Raw genomic sequence first — 23,437 nt, forward strand, 5'->3', positions numbered from 1 at the left:
GATTGGTTACAAATTAAGCAGCATAAACTGCGCCAAGTATTCGCGGGCCGCGTGCGCCGGTCACGGCAGGCAGGTTGCCAGGCAGCCCATGTAATGTCTGTTGCGCAAGCCAGGCAAAAGCAGCTGCCTCTACGGCATTGGCCGCTAGGCCAAGCGTATCGCTCAGCTCAATGACCACAGGTGGCAGCAGTTGCCGCAATCGCTGCATCAAAGCGCTATTATAAGCGCCGCCGCCGCATACATACAGCTCATCGACACTACCACAATACTGTGTTACTGCCATGGCAATTGACATGGCGGTCAGCTCCAAAAGCGTGCGTTGCACATCTTGCGGTGAGTATTTGTCCTTTATCTGGTGCAATAGTTGCTCGAGCCAGGCCAGGTTGAACGTGTCGCGCCCCGTACTCTTGGGCGGCTGCATGGCGAAAAAAGGATCGGCCAGCATGGATTTCAGCAAGCCTGGAATGATGGAGCCGCTGGCTGCCCAGGCCCCATCCGTATCGTAATCCTTGCCCTGATGCTTGTTGATCCAGGCATCCATGAGCATATTGCCAAGCCCGGTATCAAAACCGGTGATGGCATTTCCTGACGCAGGCAGGTTGGTGAGATTGGCAATGCCGCCGATATTGAGCACCACCCGGTGTTTTCCGGGAGAGGAAAACATCGCGGCATGGAAGGCAGGTACCAGCGGAGCGCCATGTCCGCCTGCCGCAATATCGCGGCTGCGGAAATCGGCGACGACGTTGATCCCGGTCAGCTCGGCCAGCAATGCCGGGTTGCCTATCTGCAAGGTAAAGCCCAATTCAGGGCGGTGACGTATGGTTTGCCCGTGGCAGCCGATCGCGCGTACTGCGCTCGGCTCAATAGAAGCCTGCTGCAAGAGCGCTGCTATATTCTTGGCGTATAACTCGGAAAGCTGGTTGCCGACCAGCGCTGTTGATTCGAGCTCATTGTGGCCCGGATCATGCAATGCCAACAATTGTCGTTTCAGTGCTGCGGGATAAGGTGTGAATTGCTGTTGTATGACCTGGCAATGCTGCTGCTCCAGCCTAACGATCACACTGTCGGCACCATCCAGGCTGGTGCCCGACATCAAGCCAATGAAAAGCTCGGACTGCACTAGTCAAGCGAAGCGACGGTGCTTGCACTCAGCAGTTGCAATTGGGCGCTCAGGTTGGCACTGTGCGCGAGAAAATCTGTACGGTATTGAGGAGAGAGTGGCTGCGCCGCAGGCAGGGCTACCTTGAGCGGGTCCCTATGCACGCCGTTGAGCAGGAATTCGTAATGCAGGTGAGGGCCGGTCGCCATGCCGGTCATGCCCACATGGCCGATGATGTCGCCCTGCGATACTTTCATGCCGTTACGCAAGCCTGGCGCGAAGCGGGAAAGGTGGCCGTATACCGTGGTCACGCCGCCGCTGTGCTGCAAGTAGATGACGTTGCCGTAACCGCCCTTGACGCCGACAAACTGCACCACGCCGTCAGCAGGTGCCTTGATGCGGGTGCCGATCGGCGCGGCAAGGTCCACACCCTTGTGAGCGCGCATTTTCTGCAGGATAGGATGGAAACGGCCCAAGGTGAAACCGGAACTGATGCGGGTGAATTCCAGCGGGGAGCGCAGGAATGATTTATGCAAGCTCTTACCTTCAGGGGTGTAGTAGGCGACCTTGCCCTCAGGATTGCGGTACATGACCGCCTTGTATGTCTTGCCCTGGTTGGTGAATTCAGCTGCCAGCACCTGGCCGGTGTTGACCAAGTTGCCGTTGTTGTACTTGGCCTCGTAGATCACGACGAAACGGTCGCCTTTGCGCAGGTCGCTGTGGAAATCGATGTCAGAGGAGAAAATTTCCGCCATCTGGATGGCGACGGAATCCGGGATATCGGCCGCATCGGTTGCGGCGAAAAGCGAGCTTCTGATTTCGGCTGTTTTCAATACGTTGTGGACTTCTAGTACAGGCTCGCCGGTTTTGGCCTGGTAGCCCGAGTCGGTGCGTTCTACGGTCAGGGTGGAAGTGGGGCTGAGCTGGTATTGCAGCTTGAGTAATTCACCATTGGCATTGACTTGCGCCTGGATGGCGCGCCCAGGCCGGAGCTGGGATGCCAGTGCGCTGGCGTCGGGACTTCTGCGCAAGAATTCCAGCGCTTCGCTGTTTTGCACATTCAACCTGGACATCAGGCTGGCAAGCGTGTCATCGCGGCGCACCTGGTCGGCTTGCCAGTAGTTTTCGCTTTCGAGGTTCTCTGAAACAAACGGCGTGGAAATCTCAGGCAATGCGATATCCTCCACGATAGTGGAGATCGCAACGTCTTGCGTAGAGGTTTGTGGCGCGATACCGAAAGCGGTAATGATGCCGAACAGCGGCAGGCTTGAAATGGCGAGCAACCAACGCAGGCGTAGCTTACGTTCTTTTAATGCTGGGTTTTGCGTTAAAATAACTTCCTTTTGGCTCTGCTCAGTTTGCTGCACTGGTCGCTACCTCATTACTGTGACAAATCAACGATGAGGCATGCTAACAGAAAAATTCTGCATGGTGAAGGCAAAAAAGCATTCTAAATCACGGTTATTTCTAAAGATATGGCAAATTTAAATGACAGTTTGGCGTTGATCAAGCGCGGTATTGATGACCTGATCGGCGAGCAGGAATTAATCGACAAGCTTAAAACCGGGCAGCCGTTAAAGGTAAAGGCGGGTTTTGACCCGACTGCGCCCGATTTGCACTTGGGGCATGCGGTATTGATCAACAAGCTGCGCCAATTCCAGGATCTGGGCCACAAAGTGCTGTTCCTGATCGGCGATTTCACCGGCATGATCGGCGACCCAACCGGCAAGAGCGCAACCCGCCCGCCGTTGAGCGCCGAGCAGGTGCAGATCAATGCGCAAACTTACCAGGAACAAGTATTCAAGATACTCAAGCCCGAGCAAACGGAAGTGGTTTTCAATTCAAGCTGGATCAATGAGCTTGGCGCCGCAGGCATGCTCAAGCTCGCGGCAACGCATACCGTGGCGCGCATGCTGGAGCGGGATGACTTCGAAAAGCGCTACAAGAGCAACCAGCCGATTGCCATTCACGAGTTCCTTTATCCCTTGTTGCAAGGTTACGACTCCGTAGCCTTGAACGCGGATATCGAACTTGGTGGCACCGATCAGCGCTTCAACTTATTAATGGGGCGCGAACTGCAAAAGCATTTTGGCCAGGCGCCGCAGTCCGTATTGACAGTCCCGTTGCTGGAAGGCCTGGACGGCGTCAACAAGATGTCCAAGTCCCTAGGCAACTATATAGGTATCGCCGAGCCCGCCAATACTATATTTAGTAAATTGATGTCGGTTTCGGATGAGCTGATGTGGCGATATATCACTTTATTGTCATTTGAATCGATAGCGACCATCGAGCAATGGCGCGCTTCCGTGGCGGCTGGCGAGAATCCGCGCAATATCAAGGTGCGTTTCGCGCAGGAAATCGTCGCGCGATTCCATAGCAAGCAGGCCGCAGTCGATGCGCTGGCGGATTTCGAGTTGCGCTCGAAAGGCGGCATTCCCGAAGATGTGCCGGAAGTGAACGTGGTGATCCAGGAATCATCGATCGCGATAGGCCCTTTGTTGAAGCAGGCCGGGCTGGTTGCCAGCACGTCCGAAGCTTTCCGCATGATAGAGCAGGGTGGCGTGAAGCTGGACAGTGAGAAGGTGACAGATCGCGGATTGCAAATCGGCCTGGGGGCAGTAGTAGTGGCGCAAGTGGGAAAGCGCAAGTTTGCCCGGATTACGATCAGCAAGTAATGCTGGCCGGATAGTCTTAAATGTAATTATTTTGTAACAGTAGCAAAAAGGGCTTGACCAAAATCCTGGGCTACGTAAAATGCGCACCTCGCTTGAACGGCGGGGCTCGCAGGAGAGTTTGAAGGAATGAAAATTCTCCTTGACCGATTAAAAAAGGTCTGTAAAATGCGCGGCTCGCTTGAGAAAGCGAAGCGCAGTTAAGCAGTTTGAAATTAGTTTCAAAAATAGCTTGACCGGTTCGAAAGAAGCTGTAAAATGCGCGGCTCGCTGAACGAGGTGATGTGAAGCGAAGTTAGTTAGAAAGTTGTTTAAAAATAATTTTCGAAACTAGCTTGACCGAATGAAAAAGGTCTGTATAATGCGCACCTCTCGCTGATTTGGAAACGAATCAGCAGTGACAAAAGAAGTAACGAAGTAACCGCTCTTTAACAAAACGAACAACCGATAAGTGTGGGTGCTTGTAGGTGAGTGCAAAAAGATACATAGTTAATTTGTATCCGAAGCTCAACAAACAAGTGCTTAACACTTAAATGAAATCTGTAACTTTTTAAGTTACACCTAAGATTCATTTGAGATTAAGCCAAGCGATATACCGACCTCGAAAGAGGTCACAAGTAATAGTCGGAATTAAACTGAAGAGTTTGATCCTGGCTCAGATTGAACGCTGGCGGCATGCTTTACACATGCAAGTCGAACGGCAGCACGGGGGGCTTGCTCCCTGGTGGCGAGTGGCGAACGGGTGAGTAATATATCGGAACGTGTCCAATAATGGGGGATAACTAGTCGAAAGATTAGCTAATACCGCATACGCCCTGAGGGGGAAAGTGGGGGATCTTCGGACCTCACGTTAATGGAGCGGCCGATATCTGATTAGCTAGTTGGTGGGGTAAAAGCCTACCAAGGCGACGATCAGTAGCTGGTCTGAGAGGATGATCAGCCACACTGGGACTGAGACACGGCCCAGACTCCTACGGGAGGCAGCAGTGGGGAATTTTGGACAATGGGCGAAAGCCTGATCCAGCCATGCCGCGTGAGTGAAGAAGGCCTTCGGGTTGTAAAGCTCTTTCGCAAGGAAAGAAAACTTATCTACTAATACTAGATGAGGATGACGGTACCTTGATAAGAAGCACCGGCTAACTACGTGCCAGCAGCCGCGGTAATACGTAGGGTGCGAGCGTTAATCGGAATTACTGGGCGTAAAGCGAGCGCAGGCGGTTTTGCAAGTCAGATGTGAAAGCCCCGGGCTCAACCTGGGAACTGCGTTTGAAACTGCAAGGCTAGAGTATGGGAGAGGGAGGTAGAATTCCACGTGTAGCAGTGAAATGCGTAGAGATGTGGAGGAATACCAATGGCGAAGGCAGCCTCCTGGCCTAATACTGACGCTCATGCTCGAAAGCGTGGGGAGCAAACAGGATTAGATACCCTGGTAGTCCACGCCCTAAACGATGTCAACTAGTTGTTGGTGGAGTAAAATCCATTAGTAACGCAGCTAACGCGTGAAGTTGACCGCCTGGGGAGTACGGTCGCAAGATTAAAACTCAAAGGAATTGACGGGGGCCCGCACAAGCGGTGGATTATGTGGATTAATTCGATGCAACGCGAAAAACCTTACCTGGCCTTGACATGCCACTAACGAAGCAGAGATGCATTAGGTGCCCGAAAGGGAAAGTGGACACAGGTGCTGCATGGCTGTCGTCAGCTCGTGTCGTGAGATGTTGGGTTAAGTCCCGCAACGAGCGCAACCCTTGCCAATAATTGCCATCATTCAGTTGGGCACTTTATTGGGACTGCCGGTGACAAACCGGAGGAAGGTGGGGATGACGTCAAGTCCTCATGGCCCTTATGGCCAGGGCTTCACACGTAATACAATGGTCGGTACAGAGGGTTGCCAACCCGCGAGGGGGAGCTAATCTCAGAAAGCCGATCGTAGTCCGGATTGCAGTCTGCAACTCGACTGCATGAAGTCGGAATCGCTAGTAATCGCGGATCAGCATGTCGCGGTGAATACGTTCCCGGGCCTTGTACACACCGCCCGTCACACCATGGGAGTGGGTTTCACCAGAAGTAGGTAGCCTAACCGCAAGGAGGGCGCTTACCACGGTGGGATTCATGACTGGGGTGAAGTCGTAACAAGGTAGCCGTATCGGAAGGTGCGGCTGGATCACCTCCTTTCTAGAGTATGCCTTGCTTGCAAGCATTCACACTTATCGGTTGTTTAAAGAGCGCAACAAAGATTGGCCTTAAGGGTCTGTAGCTCAGCTGGTTAGAGCACCGTCTTGATAAGGCGGGGGTCGTTGGTTCGAGCCCAACCAGACCCACCAACGCATTATCAAGTGGACGAGTAGTACGAGGCGCGAATCTTCGCCGCATACTTTGGTATGCAAGAAGATGAGTAACGAAGTAATGCGAAGTTCAGAGGGGGATTAGCTCAGCTGGGAGAGCACCTGCTTTGCAAGCAGGGGGTCGTCGGTTCGATCCCGTCATCCTCCACCAACTCTTTGTTGAAAAGTTAGACATAAGCGCAGCGTGCTGTCTTTATGTCTGGCTTTTACAAGCTAGATTGATCTTTAACAAAATGGAAGAAGTAAAGAGAATGAAGTAAGACTTTGTGATGAGGTCTGAAACATTCAATGGGTAATTTGATTGCAGAAATCAAAACATTGAACAGCGTTGTTTTTTAACGTGGTTCGATAGTGCTTTAGAAGCAGCCTATAACGGACTGACTACTACTCGTCAGTCATGTTCTTGAATTTAAAAGGGTTCAGGATTCAACGTTATAGGGTCAAGCGAATAAGTGCATGTGGTGGATGCCTTGGCGATTACAGGCGATGAAGGACGTGGTAGCCTGCGTAAAGTCTCGGGGAGCTGGCAAACAAGCTTTGATCCGGGAATGTCCGAATGGGGAAACCCACCCGCAAGGGTAACCCCCTCTGAATATATAGGAGGGCGGTGGCGAACCGAGTGAACTGAAACATCTAAGTAGCTCGAGGAAAAGAAATCAACCGAGATTCCGGAAGTAGTGGCGAGCGAACCCGGAAAAGCCTGTTACTTTTAGCATACGCGATAATAGAACGGAATGGAAAGTCCGGCCATAGTGGGTGATAGCCCCGTATATGAAATCCCGTATGTGGAACTAGGGTAACGACAAGTAGGGCGGGACACGTGAAATCCTGTCTGAACATGGGGGGACCATCCTCCAAGGCTAAATACTCGTAATCGACCGATAGTGAACCAGTACCGTGAGGGAAAGGCGAAAAGAACCCCGGGAGGGGAGTGAAATAGAACCTGAAACCGCATGCATACAAACAGTGGGAGCCTCGTAAGGGGTGACTGCGTACCTTTTGTATAATGGGTCAGCGACTTACATTCAGTAGCAAGCTTAACCGATAGGGGAGGCGTAGCGAAAGCGAGTCCGAATAGGGCGTTCAGTTGCTGGGTGTAGACCCGAAACCAAGTGATCTATCCATGGCCAGGATGAAGGTGCCGTAACAGGTACTGGAGGTCCGAACCCACTAATGTTGAAAAATTAGGGGATGAGCTGTGGATAGGGGTGAAAGGCTAAACAAACTTGGAGATAGCTGGTTCTCTCCGAAAGCTATTTAGGTAGTGCCTTGTGTCTCACTCTCGGGGGTAGAGCACTGTTATGGCTAGGGGGCTCATAAGAGCTTACCAAACCATGGCAAACTCCGAATACCGAGAAGTGCAATCACAGGAGACAGTCCATGGGTGCTAACGTCCGTGGACAAGAGGGAAACAACCCAGACCGCCAGCTAAGGTCCCTAATGACGTGCTAAGTGGAAAACGAAGTGGGAAGGCACAGACAGCCAGGAGGTTGGCTTAGAAGCAGCCATCCTTTAAAGAAAGCGTAATAGCTCACTGGTCGAGTCGTCCCGCGCGGAAGATGTAACGGGGCTAAGCACGTAACCGAAGCTGCGGATGCTAGTTTACTAGCATGGTAGGAGAGCGTTCTGTAGGCCTGCGAAGGTGTTCTGTGAGGAATGCTGGAGGTATCAGAAGTGCGAATGCTGACATGAGTAGCGATAAAGGGAGTGAAAAGCTCCCTCGCCGAAAGCCCAAGGTTTCCTGCGCAACGTTCATCGGCGCAGGGTGAGTCGGCCCCTAAGGTGAGGCAGAGATGCGTAGCTGATGGGAAACAGGTTAATATTCCTGTACTTACATATACTGCGATGTGGGGACGGAGAAGGTTAGGTCAGCCATCTGTTGGAATAGGTGGTTTAAGCGTGTAGGTTGATCTCTTAGGCAAATCCGGGAGGTTAAGACTGAGGCGTGATGACGAGTCTCCTTGTGAGACGAAGTGATTGATACCAAGCTTCCAAGAAAAGCCACTAAGCTTCAGGTATATGTGAACCGTACCGCAAACCGACACAGGTGGGCAGGATGAGAATTCTAAGGCGCTTGAGAGAACCCGGGAGAAGGAACTCGGCAAATTAGCACCGTAACTTCGGGAGAAGGTGCGCCCCGGTAGGGTGAAGGACCTCGCGTCCGGAGCTTGATGGGGTTGCAGTGAAAAGGTGGCTGCGACTGTTTAATAAAAACACAGCACTGTGCAAACACGAAAGTGGACGTATACGGTGTGACGCCTGCCCGGTGCCGGAAGGTTAAGTGATGGGGTGCAAGCTCTTGATCGAAGCCCCGGTAAACGGCGGCCGTAACTATAACGGTCCTAAGGTAGCGAAATTCCTTGTCGGGTAAGTTCCGACCCGCACGAATGGCGTAACGATGGCCACACTGTCTCCTCTCGGGACTCAGCGAAGTTGAAATGTTTGTGAAGATGCAATCTACCCGCGGCTAGACGGAAAGACCCCATGAACCTTTACTGTAGCTTTGCATTGGACTTTGACAAGATTTGTGTAGGATAGGTGGGAGGCTTTGAAGTAGGGACGCCAGTTCCTATGGAGCCATCCTTGAAATACCACCCTGATGTTGTTGAGGTTCTAACCTAGGTCCGTAATCCGGATCGGGGACCGTGCATGGTGGGCAGTTTGACTGGGGCGGTCTCCTCCCAAAGAGTAACGGAGGAGTGCGAAGGTAACCTAGGTACGGTCGGAAATCGTACTGATAGTGCAATGGCATAAGGTTGCTTGACTGCGAGACGGACAGGTCGAGCAGGTGCGAAAGCAGGTCATAGTGATCCGGTGGTTCTGTATGGAAGGGCCATCGCTCAACGGATAAAAGGTACTCTGGGGATAACAGGCTGATTCCTCCCAAGAGTTCATATCGACGGGGGAGTTTGGCACCTCGATGTCGGCTCATCACATCCTGGGGCTGTAGCCGGTCCCAAGGGTATGGCTGTTCGCCATTTAAAGTGGTACGTGAGCTGGGTTTAAAACGTCGTGAGACAGTTTGGTCCCTATCTGCCGTGGGCGTTGGAAGTTTGAGGGGGGCTGCTCCTAGTACGAGAGGACCGGAGTGGACACACCTCTGGTGGACCGGTTGTCACGCCAGTGGCATCGCCGGGTAGCTAAGTGTGGAAGAGATAAGCGCTGAAAGCATCTAAGCGCGAAACTTGCCTCAAGATGAGACTTCCCTTGTGCCTTGAGCACACTAAAGAGTCGTTCGAGACCAGGACGTTGATAGGTCGGGTGTGGAAGCGCAGTAATGCGTTAAGCTAACCGATACTAATTGCTCGTGAGGCTTGATCCTATAACCTTGAAACTTGAATCAAGGTCGCTCTAAAGCAGCAATCAAAATACCATCTTTACTTCTTCTGTTTGTTGAAGACGAATTTGCTAAGCAAATTCCATCAGATATCAGTGCATGTGCACCGCACACGCACTACCGGTTATGTCTGGCGGCCATAGCGAATTGGAACCACCCCTTCCCATCTCGAACAGGGCCGTGAAACGATTCCGCGCCAATGATAGTATGCACCTCGCATGCGAAAGTAGGTCACCGCCAGACTTTTATTTAGCATCCAGAGCTCTCTGGATGATGACAAAAGCCCTCTAAAAGAGGGCTTTTGTTTTTGTGTTATTAGCGGCTGGTTGCTATAATAGCGACCATTGGGGATGGGCGTTGAGCCCATTTTTTATTTGTAGAATCAGGCAATAAGGTTTTTATGCAGGATTTAAACGCATTGTTGGAAAAGTCCCTCGACCAGCTTGGATACGAACTGGTCGACATGGAGTTGGCCAATCGCGGAAAATTGATCCGCTTGTTCATCGACAAGCCGGAAGGCATCGATATTGACGACTGCGTGTTAGTGAGCAATCACTTAAGCAACTTATTGGCTGTCGAACACGATATAGATTACGACAGGCTGGAAGTCTCTTCCCCTGGCTTGGATCGGGTATTGAAGAAAGAATCGGATTTTGTACGGTTCGTGGGCGAGCGAGCCCAAGTGAAATTACGGGTGCCGGTTGAAGGCAGGAAGAATTTTTTAGGCATATTGCGTGGCGTGGATCAGGAGCATCTTGTATTGGAGTGTGAAGGCGTGGAACAACGCGTGCCATTTTCCAATATTGACAAGGCAAGATTGTCCCCTGAGTTCTAAACACCAATTTTTTGGCGGAGATTGAAATGAGTCGCGAAATATTGTTATTGGTCGATGCATTGGCCCATGAGAAGAATGTGGCTAAAACCGTTATTTTTACGGCACTGGAGCTGGCTCTGGCCTCTGCTACCAAGAAGCGTTTTACTGAAGATGCCGATGTCCGCGTAGAAATCGACCGCGATAGCGGAGAATATAATTCTTTCCGCCGCTGGCAGGTGGTTGAGGCTGAGGAGCTGGAAAATCCGGATGCGCAGGTTGCCACGGATGATGCACGTGCTGCAGGCCTTGCTGTCGGTGACTACATCGAAGAGCCTTTGGAGTCGGTGGAATTTGGCCGCATCGGGGCGCAGGCCGCCAAGCAGGTTATCTTGCAAAAGGTGCGCGAAGCCGAGCGTGAGCAGATTCTGGATGACTTCCTCGCGCGCAAGGAGCATTTGGTGACCGGCGTCATCAAGCGCATGGAGAAGGGCAACGCCATCATCGAAGTGGGGCGTCTCGAGTCGGTGCTGCCTCGAGAGCAAATGATTCCCAAGGAAAACCTACGCGTTGGCGACCGGGTTCGCGCCTATCTTTCGCGTATTGAGCGCGGTGGCCGTGGCCCGCAACTGATCCTGTCACGAATAGCCTCCGAGTTTTTGATCAAGTTGTTCGAGCTCGAGGTGCCGGAGATTGAAGAGGGATTGCTGGAAATCAAGTCGGCAGCCCGCGATCCCGGCTTGCGCTCCAAGATCGCGGTGAAATCGAATGACCAGCGTTTGGATCCTGTCGGCACTTGCGTTGGGATGCGTGGTTCGCGTGTGCAGGCCGTTACCGGTGAGTTGGCAGGCGAGCGCGTGGATATCGTGTTGTGGTCCATGGATCCTGCCCAGTTCGTTATCAACGCCATGGCGCCTGCCGAAGTTTCAGGCATTGTGGTGGACGAGGATGCCCATAGCATGGATGTCATCGTCGATGAGGAGCAATTGGCCCAGGCGATCGGGCGGAATGGCCAGAACGTGCGCCTTGCTTCGGAACTGACCGGATGGACATTGAATATCCTCACCGAGGAAGAAGCCGCCAAGAAGAACGAAGAAGAGCACAGCAGCATCCTGCAACTGTTTGTCGAAAAGCTGGATGTGGATGAAGAGGTTGCTGATATCCTGGTGCAAGAAGGATTTAGCACCCTGGAAGAAATCGCCTATGTGCCTTTGGCTGAGATGAGTGAAATCGAAGCGTTCGACGAAGACACCATCAATGAGCTGCGCAAGCGTGCCCGCGCTGCACTGCTGACCGAGGCGATTGCCAAGGAAGAGAAAGTGGGTGAGGCATCTGAAGACTTGCTGCGCATGGAAGGAATGGACGAGGCGACCGCACGTACCTTGGCCGGCAAGGGCGTGGCCACGATGGATGACCTTGCAGACCTCGCGGTTGATGACCTGGTTGAACTGACCGGAATGGATGTCGAACGTGCCAAGCAATTGATCATGACTGCGCGTGCCCCTTGGTTTGCTTGAGGCGTGTATAGATTAGCGTAGCTAAGAAGAAATGCACTGGCTGACAGTGCAAGTGAAAGAGATTGGAGTAACAGAATGGGACAATCGAGCGTAGCACAGTTTGCCAGTGAATTAGGGCTGCCGGCTGAACTGCTCCTGGAGCAGTTAAAAGGAGCGGGCGTCAACAAGACTGCATATGAAGACACACTCACAGAGCAGGATAAAACCTCTTTGCTGGAATATCTGCGCAAGGAACATGGCGCACAAGAGCCTAAGAACAAGATTACGCTGACCCGCAAGCAAGTTACTGAAATCAAGAAATCGGACAGCAGCGGCAAGGCGCGTACTATCCAGGTGGAAGTACGAAAGAAGCGCGTGCTTGTGCGCCGTGATCCCGCATTGGAGCCGGTGGTTGAAGAAGAGCCTGTTCAGGAAGCGGTTGCGGATGAATCAATAGTGGAAACTGCGCCGGTTGTCGAACACGTACCTGAGCCAGTAGTTGAGGCGGCGCCAGAGCCGGAGCCTGTCGTCGTGCAGGCTGAAGTGGAGCCAGAGCCGGAACCTGTTGCCGAGGCTGAGCCTGCAGCGGCGGAGACCGCTGCACCTGCAGAGGAAAAGCCCGCAACAGATGCACGTCCGAAACTGACAGCCAAGGAGCTGCTCGGAGCTGATGAATTGGCTTTGCGCGAGCGCGAAGCGAAGCGCCAGGCTGCGTTGATGGCAATCCAGGCTGAAGAGTTACGCAAGAAACAGGAACTGGCCCAACGCCGTCAGGAAGAAGCCAAGCGTGCTGCCGAGGCTGCCGCGAGCAAGCTGTCTGAAGGCACATTGCATAAACCTGCGGTCAAGGAAGCTCCCAAGCCTGAAGACAAGAATGCCAAGAAGACTGGCAAGAGCGGTGCCAAGGACTGGAATGATAGCGACGGCAAGAAGCGTGGCGGCGTAAAAGCCCGTGGCGATGCAGGCGCTGCCGGCCAGGGCTGGCGCGCCAAGGGCGGCAAGTCCAAATCCAAGGGCAATGAAAACCAGCAGCATGCATTCACGGCGCCGACAGAGCCGATCGTGCATGACGTATTGGTCCCGGAAACCATTACCGTGGGCGATCTTGCCCACAAGATGGCGGTCAAGGCCAGTGAAGTCATCAAGACCCTGATGAAGATGGGCATGATGGTGACGATCAACCAAGTGCTCGACCAGGAAACCGCGATCATTATCGTGGAAGAAATGGGACATAACGCCAAGGCTGCCGCTTCCAACGATCCGGAAGCCTTCCTCGATGAAGCAGAACATGCAGAAGCGACGCAAGAGCCGCGTCCACCAGTGGTGACGGTCATGGGGCACGTCGACCACGGCAAGACCTCGCTGCTGGACTATATCCGTCGCAGCCGCGTGGCTTCTGGCGAAGCCGGCGGCATTACACAGCACATTGGCGCTTACCATGTGGAAACGCCGCGCGGCATGGTGACTTTCCTCGATACTCCGGGCCACGAAGCGTTTACTGCGATGCGTGCGCGTGGCGCCAAGGCAACCGACGTGGTGATCCTGGTGGTGGCGGCGGATGACGGCGTGATGCCGCAAACCATTGAAGCGGTGCACCATGCCAAGGCAGCGAATGTGCCGCTGGTCGTGGCGGTGAACAAAATTGATAAATCCGAAGCCAATCCTGAGCGTGTGAAGCAGGAGCTGGTCACGCATGAAGTGGTGCCGGAAGACTGGGGCGGCGACACCATGTTCGTCGAAGTGTCTGCAAAGACCGGCATCGGTATCGACAACCTGCTGGAAGCCGTACTGCTGCAGGCCGAAGTGCTTGAGCTCAAGGCGCCTAAGAACGTCCCGGCCAAGGGCCTGGTGATCGAAGGCCGGCTGGACAAGGGCCGCGGCCCGGTATCGACGATCCTGGTGCAGTCCGGCACATTGCAGCGCGGCGACATGATCCTGGCCGGTACCGCCTACGGCCGCGTCCGCGCCATGCTGGATGAATCCGGCCGGGATGTGAAAGAAGCTGGCCCTTCCATTCCAGTGGAAATTCTCGGCCTCTCCGATGTGCCGAGCGCCGGTGAAGAAGTCATTGTGCTCAATGATGAGCGCAAGGCGCGTGAAATCGCCTTGTTCCGTCAAGGCAAGTTCCGCGACGTGAAGCTGGCCAAGCAACAAGCCGCCAAGCTGGAAAGCATGTTCGAGCAAATGGGCGAGGGCGAGGTCAAGGTGTTGCCATTGATCATCAAGTCCGACGTGCAGGGTTCTTACGAGGCGCTGGCTACGTCGCTGCAGAAGTTGTCCACCGATGAGGTCAAGGTCAACATCATTCATACCGGCGTGGGCGCCATCAGCGAGTCCGACGTCAACCTGGCGGCTGCGTCCAAGGCCGTGTTGATCGGCTTCAACGTGCGCGCCGACGCAGGCGCGCGCAAGCTGATCGAAAGCTCCGGCGTTGACGTGCGCTACTACAACATCATCTACGAGGCTGTGGATGAAGTGAAGGCGGCACTGGGCGGTATGTTGTCGCCAGAGCAGAAGGAAAACGTCATCGGCACCGTGGAAATCCGCGAAGTATTCCGCATTTCCAAGGTGGGCGCGGTTGCAGGTTGCTACGTGCAGGATGGCGTGGTGCGCCGTAACTCCAAGATCCGCCTGATCCGCGACAATGTGGTGATCCATACCGGCGAGCTGGATTCGCTCAAGCGCTTCAAGGACGACGTCAAGGAAGTGAAGTCGAACTTCGAGTGCGGTCTTTCCCTGAAGAACTACAACGAAATTGAAGTGGGCGATATCCTGGAAGTATTCGAAGTTGTGGAAGTCGCGCGGACCCTGTAAGCATGGCTAAGGAATTTTCCAGAAGTGACCGTGTTGCCGAGCAGATTCAGCGTGAACTCGCTGATCTGCTGCAATTCGAGGTGAAGGACCCCAGGGTTTCTTCCATGGTGACTGTGACCGAAGTCGAGGTCAGCGGCGACATGGCGCATGCCAAGATCTATTACACCGCGCCGCAAGGTACGCCTGAGCTGCAGAAAGGCCTGGAAAAGACGGCTGGCTTCCTGCGCAGCCAGCTTGCTAAGCGCTTGCTGTTGAGGACCGTGCCGCAACTGCATTTCAGTTACGATGCCTCGATCGACCGCGGCATGCACATCGCCAAGCTGATCGACGAGGTATTGCCTCCCTCCGCGCCTGACCAAGACGACGAGTCTGCCTGAGTAAAGCGGTTGTGCAACAATTCAGGCGAATCAAGCGCAATATCGATGGCGTCCTATTGCTGGACAAGCCATTAGGTATTTCATCCAACCAGGCCTTGCAGATCGTCAAGCGGCTTTACCAAGCTGCCAAGGCTGGCCATACCGGCAGCCTTGACCCCTTGGCAAGCGGCTTGTTGCCGATCTGCCTGGGCGAGGCCACCAAGTTTTCCCATTTCTTATTGGACGCTGATAAAAGCTACCGCGCATTGGTGACGCTGGGCAGTACAACCACGACAGGCGATGCCGAGGGCGAAGTGCTGGCGCGCTTGCCTGTTACCACGACGCAGTCCGGGTTGGAAGCCGCGCTAAAAAAGATGCTCGGCGGTATTCTGCAGGTGCCTCCCATGTATTCCGCCTTGAAGCATGGCGGCAAGGCACTATATGAGTATGCTCGGGATGGTGTGGAAATTGTCCGCGAGCCCCGGCCAGTGACCATACATGCGATTCAACTAGAGCGGTTTGAAGGCGAGCAGTTCGAGATGGTCGTGTCATGCAGCAAGGGCACGTATATACGGACGCTGGCGGAAGACATTGGCAAGCTGTTGGGGTGCGGCGCCCATCTCGGTGGCTTGAGACGACTGACGACGGCACATTTCAATCTACAGGATGCGGTTACGATCGAGCAGCTCGAGCAGATGTCGCTGGAACAGCGTGACGAAGTCCTGCTAGGGGCTGATGCCGCGATTGAGGATTTGCCTCAAGTCACTCTTGATGATGACAGTGCTTTTTATCTGTTGCGCGGGCAGGAAGTCTGGAAGTCAGGTTTAAGCATCGAAGGATTGTTCAGGCTTTACTCTGAACAGGGCGTTTTCCTAGGCATTGGCGAACAGACCTCCCGGGGCTCCATTGCCCCCAAGCGCTTGCTGCGCCAGGCAGGTTGATCGATAACGATTGATTGATTCGCCTTGTAGTAGCGAATGAAAGCTTGGCATTTTTAAGAGGCGGTAAGCGGAAAATCGCCCTAGTACTGCTTCATTGAACTCATATTGAAATAGCGTTATAATATGGAGTTGATTGTAAATGAATGCTCTAGCGGGATTGATGTAGCCTGCATTTGCATTGACGCAAAACACATCTCACAACATTAGGATTAAGTTATGGCAATTACAGTTCAAGAAACAGCAAAGATTGTTGCTGATTTCCAACAAGCTCCAAACGATACAGGCAGCCCGGAAGTTCAAGTCGCGCTTCTGAGCGCCCGTATTGCTTATTTAACCGAGCATTTCAAAAGCAATGCCAAGGATCACCACTCCCGTCGTGGTCTGCTGAAGCTGGTAAGTCAGCGCCGCAAGTTGCTGGACTATCTCAAGCGCAAGAATGCCGACCGCTATCGTACATTGATCGAACGCTTGGGTCTGCGTAAGTAATCATCGCGCACTTGTGAATTCATAGGATAAGCCGAAAGCAAAGCGGAGACGCAATGCTTGTCGGCTTATTTTTTTATAAAGGACAAATATTGTGACGGCAATCAAGAAAACGATTACCTATGGTCAGCATGAGCTGACACTTGAAACCGGAGAAATCGCACGTCAGGCGGATGGTGCCGTGATGGTCAGCTATGGCGACACCGTAGTTCTGGTGAGCGTGGTTGGCAAGCGTGAAGTGAAGGCTGGCCAGGATTTCTTCCCACTGACCGTGGATTATCAGGAAAAAACCTATGCTGCCGGCAAAATCCCTGGCGGCTTCTTCAAGCGTGAAGGCCGTCCTTCCGAAAAGGAAACCCTGACTTCCCGCCTGATCGACCGCCCGTTGCGCCCGCTGTTCCCTGAAGCCTTCTATAACGAAGTGCAAGTGGTGGCGACAGTCATGTCTTCCGACCCCGAAATCGATGCCGATATTCCAGCGATCATTGGCGCATCCGCAGCACTGGCCATTTCCGGGATTCCATTCTATGGCCCGATTGGCGCAGCACGCGTTGGTTACATCAATGGCGAGTATGTCCTCAACCCGACCGCTTCCCAGCTCAAGGAAACTGCGCTTGACCTGGTAGTGGCAGCGACTGACAGCGCCGTATTGATGGTGGAGTCCGAAGCCAAGGAACTTCCTGAAGATGTCATGCTGGGTTCCGTGGTCTACGGCCATGAACAAATGCAGGCTGTGATCAATGTGATCAATGAACTGGCTGCCGAAGTCGGCAAGGAGCCTTGGGACTGGGCGCCTCCAGAACCGAATACCGAACTGATCTCCAAGGTCGAAGCGCTGGCTGGCGTTGATATCAACGAAGCGTACAAAATCAAGTCCAAGGGCGCCCGCTCTAGCAAGCTGGATGAAATCAAGAATCGTGTATTGGGCGAATTGATCACGGAAGAAACTTCCACTGCCGAAGCCAACGAAATCAAGGGCGCGCTGTTCAATCTGGAAGCCAAGGTAGTGCGTACCCAGATCCTGAATGGCGAGCCGCGTATTGATGGCCGCGATACACGCACTGTGCGTCCCATCAGCATCCGTACCGGCGTATTGCCGCGCACCCATGGTTCCGCACTGTTCACGCGAGGTGAAACCCAGGCATTGGTAGTGGCAACGCTGGGTACTGGCCGTGACGAGCAGATCATCGACGCGCTGCAGGGCGAATATGCAGACCGCTTCATGCTGCACTACAACATGCCTCCTTACGCTACAGGCGAAACTGGCCGCGTCGGTACGCCTAAGCGCCGTGAAATCGGCCATGGCCGCTTGGCCAAGCGTGCGCTGCTGGCAGTGCTGCCAAGTCAGGAAGAATTTGGCTATACCATCCGCGTCGTTTCTGAAATCACCGAATCCAACGGTTCCAGCTCCATGGCTTCTGTCTGTGGCGGCTGCCTGTCCTTGCTGGATGCCGGTGTGCCTTTGAAAGCCCAAGTGGCTGGCATTGCGATGGGCCTGATCAAGGAAGGCAACCGCGTTGCCGTATTGACCGACATCCTGGGCGATGAAGATCATTTGGGCGACATGGACTTCAAGGTGGCTGGTACCGAGTCCGGCATCACTGCGCTGCAGATGGATATCAAGATCACCGGCATCACTGCGGAAATCATGCGTGTCGCCTTGTCGCAAGCCAAAGAAGGCCGCCTGCATATCCTCGGCCTGATGAAGGAAGCCGTTGGCGAGAAGCCTCAGGAGCTGTCCGCATTCGCGCCGCGCATCATCACCATGAAGATTAATCCTGAGAAGATTCGCGATGTGATCGGCAAGGGCGGCGCAGTGATTCGCGCATTGACCGAAGAAACCGGCACGACTATCGACATCGAGGAAGATGGCACCATCAAGATCGGCTGCATCAGTGCGGAAGCCGGCGAAGAGGCCAAGAGGCGCATCGAAGTGATTACTGCCGAGGTGGAAGTAGGCCAAGTCTATGACGGCACCGTCCTCAAGCTGCTGGATTTCGGCGCGATTGTTTCCTTGCTGCCGGGCAAGGATGGTCTGTTACATATCTCCCAAATCGCACACCAGCGTGTGAATGCCGTGGCTGACTTCCTCAAGGAAGGCCAAGTAGTCAAGGTCAAGGTGCTGGAAGTGGACGACAAGGGTCGTGTGCGCCTGAGTGCCAAGGCATTGATCGAGGCGCCTGCTGCGGAAGACAAGAAGGCAGAAGACTCGGCAACAGTGGCTGACCAACAGTAATCAGTTGCATTAGCTCAATAAAAAGGCCGGTTTCAAACCGGCCTTTTTATTTGGGATTTCAAAACAAAAACAATGTGTGATCTAGTGCGAGAAAATCAGGACGCGATAAACCCGTCACATTAGAATGTGACGGATCTCGATACAGAATGAATTACTTGGCAACCTGCTTTTCGCGGATTTCATCCAGCGTTTTGCAATCGATGCACAACGTTGCAGTAGGGCGAGCTTCCAATCGTTTAAGGCCGATCTCGATGCCGCAACCATTGCAATAGCCGTAATCACCTTCGTCAATTTTGGACAGGGTCTCGTCAATCTTCTTGATCAGCTTGCGTTCGCGGTCGCGATTGCGCAATTCCAATGCCATGTCGGATTCCTGGCTTGCCCTATCGTTCGGATCGGCAAACATGGTGACTTCGTCCTGCATGGTATGGACCGTGCGGTCAATGTCATGACTAAGCTCTGCTTTCCAGTCGTTCAAAATTTTCCGGAAATGATCAAGCTGCTTCTCATTCATGTATTCCTCGCCAGCCTTGGGTTGGTAAGGAACAAATTGTCTTGTAATTGCTTCAGCCATGTGCGCCTTAAGAGTTAATGTTCGATTAACAGAAAAATAAAGCAGGCGCAAGTGTACACTGAATAATTCAGCGATGCAAAAGCCTTGTGCCGCAAGGCTTGCACTCGCTAATGAAGAAGAATCGATAGCCTAAGCCATGAGTTGTCTGGATTCACGTAATTCAAGCGCCGTGAGCGTGTTCTGCATCAATGTGGCAACGGTCATGGGGCCAACGCCGCCCGGGACGGGCGTAATCCACGCTGCACGCGTTTTGGCGGTTTCAAACCCGACATCCCCACACAAACTGCCGTCCGCGAGGCGGTTGATGCCGATATCCACCACGATCGCGCCAGGCTTGATCCATTCGCCCTTAATCAGGTGAGGCTTGCCTACTGCCGCTACCACGATATCGGCACGTGCCACATTCGCTTGCAAGTCCTTGGTATGGCGGTGGCAACTGGTGACGGTACAGCCAGCAAGCAGCAGCTCCAAGGCCATGGGGCGGCCAACATGGTTGGAAACGCCGACGACCACGGCATCCAGTCCCAGCAGCTTGATCCCTGTGGATTGCAGGAGCCTGATCACGCCATAAGGCGTGCATGAACGCAACGTTGGTTGGCGCACGGCCAGCCTGCCGATGTTGTATGGATGAAAGCCATCCACGTCCTTAGCGGCGCTGATGGTTTCTATGATCTTCTTTTCCTCAATATGCGCGGGGAGGGGAGACTGCACCAGGATGCCGTCCACTGTATCGTCCTGATTGAGCTGCTCGATCAACGCAAGCAAATCAGCCTCGCTCGTGGTGTCGGGCAGGTCGTAGGCTAGGGAGCGGATGCCGGTTTTCTCGCAAGCCAGCCTTTTGTTGCGTACATAGATGGCAGATGCCGGATCTGCGCCAAGCAGGATCACGGCCAGCGTCGGCGCGCGCAAGCCTTTTTCCAACCTTTTGTCTATTAAGGATTTTGTTTCGGCTAGCGTGGTTTCGGCAATGGCCTTGCCGTTGATGATTTGGGCGGTCATGACAAATTTTTTCAAAAATAATGCGATATTTTAGCAGAATCAGTTTGACCTTCCTGCTGGAGTGCGCTATATTTCTCGCCCTCGGGGTGTAGCGTAGCCTGGTAGCGCGCCTGGTTTGGGACCAGGATGTCGGGAGTTCGAATCTCTCCACCCCGACCATATTTTTCCCAAGATGATTGTCCGACAATCTGCCCGTAGCTCAACCGGATAGAGCACCAGCCTTCTAAGCTGGGGGTTACAGGTTCGATTCCTGTCGGGCAGGCCATTCACTGGTTTATAATCCAGTTTCAATGGTGGCTGTAGCTCAGTTGGTAGAGCCCTGGATTGTGATTCCAGTTGTCGTCGGTTCGAGCCCGATCAGCCACCCCATTCTCCCTGCAATCTTGTGTCAACAGGGCGTTATGCTTATAGTAGCGCCATGGTTTGTACTCATTTCTCCCCCTGCCTGATTCACGGAAAGCCGTTCTGATGGTTGCACAGCTTCCTGCGTTGATCATTATTGATGATGATCCCTTGATCACCGATACCTTGCATTTCCTGCTGGGCAAGGATTTCGAAGTTTATGTCGCCGAGTCGCGCATGCAGGCCAGGAGTCTGTTGCGCCAGCTTGAAAACCCGCCGCCGCTCGCGTTGGTGGATCTGGGATTGCCACCAGTGCCGCATAAGCCTGACGAGGGCTTCAAGGTGATCGGTGAGCTGCTCGCGCATGCGCCCACCATGAAAATCCTCGTGCTGTCGGGCCAGAATGAAGAGGCCAATGTCAAGCATGCCCTGGCCTTGGGGGCCGTGGACTTTATTCCCAAGCCTTGCGATGTCGAGCGCTTGCGCCAATTGCTGCATAACGCCTTGAAACTGCAGGATGCCGAACTCAGCGAGACGGCAAGCGCCGAGGATGGATGGGGTTTGCTCGGCAGCAGCCTGCCGATGCAGACATTGCGCACGCAGATTACGCAGTTTGCGGACGCGCCTTTCCCGGTGCTGATAGAAGGCGAGTCTGGCAGCGGCAAGGAGTTGGTCGCCAACTGCCTGCACCGTTTCAGCCGCCGTTCGCGACAGCCTTATCTTTCCCTGAATTGCGCCGCGATTTCACCGAACCTTGCCGAGTCCATCCTGTTTGGACATGGCAAAGGCTCGTTCACGGGGGCGGCGAACGCGCATAGCGGCTATTTCGAGGATGCCGGCGAAGGGACGCTGTTTCTCGATGAAGTGGGCGAGCTGCCTCTTGAGTTGCAAGCCAAGCTGTTAAGAGTGTTGGAAAACGGCGAGTATCAGCGCATCGGCGAAATACAGACGCGCCGCAGCCGTGCACGCATCGTGGCAGCGACGAACCGTGACCTGCGCGAAGAAGTCCGCGCAGGCCATTTCCGCATCGACCTCTATCACCGCCTGAGCGTGTTTTCAGTGCGCGTGCCGCCGCTGCGGGACCTGGAGCAGGACCGCTATGTGCTGCTGGAGCATTTTAATCAGTTCTATGCGCGTGAAACCGGGCAGCAACCCTTTGCCCTGGACGAGCAGGCCAGGCAGCGCTGGCTGGACTATCATTTCCCGGGCAACGTACGCGAGCTGCGCAACATTATCATCCGGCTGGTGGCCAAATATTCCGGCCAGGTCGTGACAGATGCGCAACTGGCCTCGGAGCTGGACCTGATGCATACAGGCCTGGGCCAGGCTGCCGGCAATGGCGCCGAGGCGCCGTTGATAACGGACGAAAACGCCATGGCAAGCCAGGCGCACAAGCATTTGCAAACGCAGGCCAATGTCAACCTGGACCAAGTGCTGAAGTCCTGGGAGCGCGCTTATGTCGATGCCGCGATGAAAATCACCCACGGCAACCTGAGCCAGGCCGCCAAGCTGCTGGGCATCAACCGCACGACGCTATACAGCCGCATCCAGCTGCAGCAGGATTACAAAGGCGAATAGTGTATTACGCGCACTTTGGCCTGAAAGAGCCGCCATTCAAGATCACCCCCAATACCGACTTTTTCTTTCCCGGCGGCAATCGCGGCGCAGTGCTGGAAGCATTGCGCTACGCCATCCTGCATGGCGAAGGGATAGTCAAAGTAGTCGGCGAGGTGGGCAGCGGCAAGACCATGTTGTGCCGCATGCTGCAAACGCAGCTGCCGGACCATGTGGACAATGTCTACCTGGCCAATCCCAGCATGGCGCCGGAAGATGTGCTGCATGCGATTGCGCTTGAGCTGCGGCTGGATATTCCTGCCGGCCTGGGCAGGCTGGAAGTCATGCAGCGGCTGCAGCAGGCATTGCTGGAAAAGCACGAGGCCAAGCGCCAAGTGGTAGTGTTCGTAGAAGAGGCGCAAGGCATGCCCTTGGCGACACTGGAAGAAATCCGCTTGTTGACCAACCTGGAAACCCGCCACGACAAGCTCCTGCAAATTGTGCTGTTCGGCCAGCCTGAGCTGGATGACAACCTTAACCGGCGCGAAATCCGCCAGCTCAAGGAGCGGATTACCCATAGTTTTTATCTTGGCCCGCTGAACCAGGATGAAATTGCTGAATACCTGATGTTTCGCCTGCGGGCTGCCGGATATTACGGGCCGCCATTGTTTGCCAGGCGTGCCATCAAGCAACTGGCGGAAAAGGCCCAGGGGTTGGTGCGTCGCGTCAATATTCTGGCGGACAAGTCGTTGCTGGCTGCATTTGCCGCCAATACCTACCAGGTAACGCCCAGGCATGTGAGGGCTGCAATCCGCGATAGCGAGTTTGCCAGCGAGAGGCCTCGTCCCTCCAAACGTTCGTCAGCGGTGCTTTGGATATTGCTGATTGCGGCCGCTGCATGGGCCGTTTTTGTAGCGTGGAACGAGAAAGTGCTTGTGCCGCATACACCGCCGGCCGAGCCAATGGTGCAATCTGCCGCGCCTTCCCCCGCCGAGCTGGAACCCGGGCCAGCCCCTGCTGCTTCCATCAGCCAACTCATCAAGCAGCGCGAGGAGCGTACAGGCGCCTGGCTTGCGACCTTGCCGCCGCACTATCTCACCATAGAACTCGCGCGCCATCTTGCCGAGGATGATCTGGAAAAACAGCTACAGCCGGTATTGGCGCAGCTGGTGCTGGATAATCTATATGCCGTTGACACTAAAGTTAATGCGGATGGCAGCGTTATCATATTATATGGCGCGTATGAAAGCCGCCAGGATGCACTGGCCGAGTTGAAGCTTCTACCCGAGGAGCTGCAGGCCGGTGCGTACTTGCGCACCATTGCCGGTATCATGGAAGAAATGAAGCAACATCAATAGCTTGGTTGCATTCAAGTAGC

General features: G+C 54.1%; 14 protein-coding genes, 5 tRNA genes and 3 rRNA genes. 18 read left to right on the forward strand and 4 right to left on the reverse strand.

What is annotated here, in order from left to right:
• Nucleotides 1–13: 13 nt before the first annotated feature.
• Both ACWXTG_RS11175 and ACWXTG_RS11180 read right to left on the reverse strand, forming a co-directional pair.
• A complete protein-coding gene (locus tag ACWXTG_RS11175; protein ID WP_309566047.1) occupies nucleotides 14–1,120 on the reverse strand; it encodes an anhydro-N-acetylmuramic acid kinase in 1,107 nt (368 codons plus the stop codon).
• The gene (locus ACWXTG_RS11180) at nucleotides 1,120–2,466 is read right to left on the reverse strand and encodes a peptidoglycan DD-metalloendopeptidase family protein (RefSeq protein WP_405029513.1); all 1,347 of its coding nucleotides are present in this window, start codon (nucleotides 2,464–2,466) and stop codon (nucleotides 1,120–1,122) included. The genes ACWXTG_RS11175 and ACWXTG_RS11180 overlap by 1 nt, the downstream gene beginning before the upstream one ends.
• A gap of 108 nt (nucleotides 2,467–2,574) precedes the next feature.
• Between ACWXTG_RS11180 and tyrS the strand changes: the two genes are divergently transcribed.
• The 13 genes from tyrS (at nucleotide 2,575) to pnp (ending at nucleotide 18,590) form a co-directional block, all read left to right on the forward strand.
• On the forward strand, nucleotides 2,575–3,774 hold the full coding sequence (gene tyrS / locus ACWXTG_RS11185) for a tyrosine--tRNA ligase (RefSeq protein ID WP_480219932.1): 1,200 nt from the start codon (nucleotides 2,575–2,577) through the stop codon (nucleotides 3,772–3,774).
• A 629-nt stretch (nucleotides 3,775–4,403) separates the two neighbouring features.
• Nucleotides 4,404–5,946, forward strand: a 16S ribosomal RNA gene (locus ACWXTG_RS11190).
• 72 nt (nucleotides 5,947–6,018) lie between these two features.
• Nucleotides 6,019–6,095: transfer RNA gene (locus tag ACWXTG_RS11195), tRNA-Ile, on the forward strand.
• Between the two features lie 96 nt (nucleotides 6,096–6,191).
• Nucleotides 6,192–6,267 (forward strand) — tRNA-Ala (locus ACWXTG_RS11200).
• 287 nt (nucleotides 6,268–6,554) lie between these two features.
• A 23S ribosomal RNA gene (locus ACWXTG_RS11205) occupies nucleotides 6,555–9,438 on the forward strand.
• 144 nt (nucleotides 9,439–9,582) lie between these two features.
• Nucleotides 9,583–9,696 (forward strand): 5S ribosomal RNA (gene rrf / locus ACWXTG_RS11210).
• Together the 16S, 23S and 5S rRNA genes with 2 tRNA genes alongside form the textbook arrangement of a ribosomal RNA operon.
• A 157-nt stretch (nucleotides 9,697–9,853) precedes the next feature.
• Nucleotides 9,854–10,288: a ribosome maturation factor RimP gene (gene rimP / locus ACWXTG_RS11215; RefSeq protein ID WP_407994391.1), complete on the forward strand. Its 435-nt coding sequence runs from the start codon at nucleotides 9,854–9,856 to the stop codon at nucleotides 10,286–10,288.
• 26 nt (nucleotides 10,289–10,314) lie between these two features.
• Nucleotides 10,315–11,781, forward strand: a complete 1,467-nt coding sequence (nusA, locus tag ACWXTG_RS11220) for a transcription termination factor NusA (RefSeq protein ID WP_480219933.1) — start codon at nucleotides 10,315–10,317, stop codon at nucleotides 11,779–11,781.
• Nucleotides 11,782–11,856: 75 nt separating this feature from the next.
• A complete protein-coding gene (infB, locus tag ACWXTG_RS11225; RefSeq protein WP_407994392.1) occupies nucleotides 11,857–14,574 on the forward strand; it encodes a translation initiation factor IF-2 in 2,718 nt (905 codons plus the stop codon).
• Nucleotides 14,575–14,576: 2 nt separating this feature from the next.
• On the forward strand, nucleotides 14,577–14,951 hold the full coding sequence (rbfA, locus tag ACWXTG_RS11230) for a 30S ribosome-binding factor RbfA (RefSeq protein WP_407994393.1): 375 nt from the start codon (nucleotides 14,577–14,579) through the stop codon (nucleotides 14,949–14,951).
• Nucleotides 14,952–14,962: 11 nt separating this feature from the next.
• The gene (gene truB, locus ACWXTG_RS11235; protein WP_480219934.1) at nucleotides 14,963–15,871 is read left to right on the forward strand and encodes a tRNA pseudouridine(55) synthase TruB; all 909 of its coding nucleotides are present in this window, start codon (nucleotides 14,963–14,965) and stop codon (nucleotides 15,869–15,871) included.
• Between the two features lie 216 nt (nucleotides 15,872–16,087).
• Nucleotides 16,088–16,357, forward strand: coding sequence for a 30S ribosomal protein S15 (gene rpsO, locus ACWXTG_RS11240; RefSeq protein ID WP_480219935.1), 270 nt, complete (start codon nucleotides 16,088–16,090; stop codon nucleotides 16,355–16,357).
• 91 nt (nucleotides 16,358–16,448) lie between these two features.
• Nucleotides 16,449–18,590, forward strand: a complete 2,142-nt coding sequence (gene pnp / locus ACWXTG_RS11245) for a polyribonucleotide nucleotidyltransferase (RefSeq protein WP_480219936.1) — start codon at nucleotides 16,449–16,451, stop codon at nucleotides 18,588–18,590.
• Nucleotides 18,591–18,741: 151 nt separating this feature from the next.
• Here pnp and dksA read toward each other — a convergent pair whose 3' ends face one another.
• Together dksA and folD are read right to left on the reverse strand one after the other, a co-directional pair.
• A complete protein-coding gene (gene dksA / locus ACWXTG_RS11250) occupies nucleotides 18,742–19,164 on the reverse strand; it encodes an RNA polymerase-binding protein DksA (RefSeq protein ID WP_309567014.1) in 423 nt (140 codons plus the stop codon).
• 129 nt (nucleotides 19,165–19,293) lie between these two features.
• Nucleotides 19,294–20,163 carry a bifunctional methylenetetrahydrofolate dehydrogenase/methenyltetrahydrofolate cyclohydrolase FolD gene (folD, locus tag ACWXTG_RS11255; protein WP_407997734.1) on the reverse strand — a complete coding sequence of 290 codons (870 nt, stop codon included), beginning with the start codon at nucleotides 20,161–20,163 and terminating at the stop codon, nucleotides 19,294–19,296.
• Nucleotides 20,164–20,245: 82 nt separating this feature from the next.
• On the opposite strand from folD, the gene ACWXTG_RS11260 reads away from it, so the two are divergent.
• From ACWXTG_RS11260 to ACWXTG_RS11280, 5 genes are all read left to right on the forward strand, one after another.
• Nucleotides 20,246–20,322 (forward strand) — tRNA-Pro (locus tag ACWXTG_RS11260).
• A 29-nt stretch (nucleotides 20,323–20,351) separates the two neighbouring features.
• Nucleotides 20,352–20,428 (forward strand) — tRNA-Arg (locus tag ACWXTG_RS11265).
• A 28-nt stretch (nucleotides 20,429–20,456) separates the two neighbouring features.
• Nucleotides 20,457–20,532 (forward strand) — tRNA-His (locus ACWXTG_RS11270).
• A 99-nt stretch (nucleotides 20,533–20,631) separates the two neighbouring features.
• On the forward strand, nucleotides 20,632–22,083 hold the full coding sequence (locus tag ACWXTG_RS11275) for a sigma-54-dependent transcriptional regulator (RefSeq protein ID WP_480219937.1): 1,452 nt from the start codon (nucleotides 20,632–20,634) through the stop codon (nucleotides 22,081–22,083).
• A complete protein-coding gene (locus ACWXTG_RS11280; protein ID WP_407997732.1) occupies nucleotides 22,083–23,417 on the forward strand; it encodes an ExeA family protein in 1,335 nt (444 codons plus the stop codon). The genes ACWXTG_RS11275 and ACWXTG_RS11280 overlap by 1 nt, the downstream gene beginning before the upstream one ends.
• The last annotated feature ends 20 nt before the right edge of the window (nucleotides 23,418–23,437 follow it).

It is taken from the genome of Methylobacillus sp. DLP286 (genome assembly GCF_056636515.1).

Excerpts from the sequence above, each read along its gene's own strand:
- tyrS (WP_480219932.1), top strand. The coding sequence starts at position 2,575 with ATGGCAAATTTAAATGACAGTTTGGCGTTGATCAAGCGCGGTATTGAT.
- rimP (WP_407994391.1), top strand. The coding sequence starts at position 9,854 with ATGCAGGATTTAAACGCATTGTTGGAAAAGTCCCTCGACCAGCTTGGA.
- nusA (WP_480219933.1), top strand. The coding sequence starts at position 10,315 with ATGAGTCGCGAAATATTGTTATTGGTCGATGCATTGGCCCATGAGAAG.
- infB (WP_407994392.1), top strand. The coding sequence starts at position 11,857 with ATGGGACAATCGAGCGTAGCACAGTTTGCCAGTGAATTAGGGCTGCCG.
- rbfA (WP_407994393.1), top strand. The coding sequence starts at position 14,577 with ATGGCTAAGGAATTTTCCAGAAGTGACCGTGTTGCCGAGCAGATTCAG.
- rpsO (WP_480219935.1), top strand. The coding sequence starts at position 16,088 with ATGGCAATTACAGTTCAAGAAACAGCAAAGATTGTTGCTGATTTCCAA.
- dksA (WP_309567014.1), bottom strand. The coding sequence starts at position 19,164 with ATGGCTGAAGCAATTACAAGACAATTTGTTCCTTACCAACCCAAGGCT.
- folD (WP_407997734.1), bottom strand. The coding sequence starts at position 20,163 with ATGACCGCCCAAATCATCAACGGCAAGGCCATTGCCGAAACCACGCTA.
- ACWXTG_RS11275 (WP_480219937.1), top strand. The coding sequence starts at position 20,632 with ATGGTTGCACAGCTTCCTGCGTTGATCATTATTGATGATGATCCCTTG.